At 60.1% G+C, this 1202-nt stretch carries 1 protein-coding gene and 1 pseudogene; both read left to right on the forward strand.

Annotated features, from left to right (window positions below; translation table 11 throughout):
• Positions 1-192: 192 nt before the first annotated feature.
• A pseudogene (locus tag PYV61_RS25545) lies at positions 193-547 on the forward strand (IS4 family transposase); the annotation flags it as partial.
• A 28-nt stretch (positions 548-575) separates the two neighbouring features.
• Positions 576-1202 (forward strand): APH(3') family aminoglycoside O-phosphotransferase (locus tag PYV61_RS25550; RefSeq protein WP_275836705.1); only part of this gene is annotated, 627 nt, incomplete at its 3' end.

The following is a 1202-nucleotide window of genomic DNA, read 5'->3' on the forward strand; positions in this document are numbered from 1 at the left end:
GCCGTGGCCGACCGGCTGACAAAAGCGGTTCGGCAGGGGTATGAGCCTGCCCTACAGGCCGCCGCAGGAGCGCGTGAGATGCGCAAGAAGGCCGATCAAGCCCAAGAGACGGCCCGAGACCTTCGGGAGCGCCTGAAGCCCGTTCTGGACGCCCTGGGGCCGTTGAATCGGGATATGCAGGCCAAGGCCGCCGCGATCATCAAGGCCGTGGGCGAAAAGCTGCTGACGGAACAGCGGGAAGTCCAGCGCCAGAAACAGGCCCAGCGCCAGCAGGAACGCGGGCGCGCACATTTCCCCGAAAAGTGCCACCTGGGATGAATGTCAGCTACTGGGCTATCTGGACAAGGGAAAACGCAAGCGCAAAGAGAAAGCAGGTAGCTTGCAGTGGGCTTACATGGCGATAGCTAGACTGGGCGGTTTTATGGACAGCAAGCGAACCGGAATTGCCAGCTGGGGCGCCCTCTGGTAAGGTTGGGAAGCCCTGCAAAGTAAACTGGATGGCTTTCTTGCCGCCAAGGATCTGATGGCGCAGGGGATCAAGATCTGATCAAGAGACAGGATGAGGATCGTTTCGCATGATTGAACAAGATGGATTGCACGCAGGTTCTCCGGCCGCTTGGGTGGAGAGGCTATTCGGCTATGACTGGGCACAACAGACAATCGGCTGCTCTGATGCCGCCGTGTTCCGGCTGTCAGCGCAGGGGCGCCCGGTTCTTTTTGTCAAGACCGACCTGTCCGGTGCCCTGAATGAACTGCAGGACGAGGCAGCGCGGCTATCGTGGCTGGCCACGACGGGCGTTCCTTGCGCAGCTGTGCTCGACGTTGTCACTGAAGCGGGAAGGGACTGGCTGCTATTGGGCGAAGTGCCGGGGCAGGATCTCCTGTCATCTCACCTTGCTCCTGCCGAGAAAGTATCCATCATGGCTGATGCAATGCGGCGGCTGCATACGCTTGATCCGGCTACCTGCCCATTCGACCACCAAGCGAAACATCGCATCGAGCGAGCACGTACTCGGATGGAAGCCGGTCTTGTCGATCAGGATGATCTGGACGAAGAGCATCAGGGGCTCGCGCCAGCCGAACTGTTCGCCAGGCTCAAGGCGCGCATGCCCGACGGCGAGGATCTCGTCGTGACCCATGGCGATGCCTGCTTGCCGAATATCATGGTGGAAAATGGCCGCTTTTCTGGATTCATCGACTGT

The organism is Roseisolibacter sp. H3M3-2, from assembly GCF_029211165.1.
In the GTDB taxonomy this organism is placed as follows: Bacteria; Gemmatimonadota; Gemmatimonadetes; order Gemmatimonadales; family Gemmatimonadaceae; genus Roseisolibacter.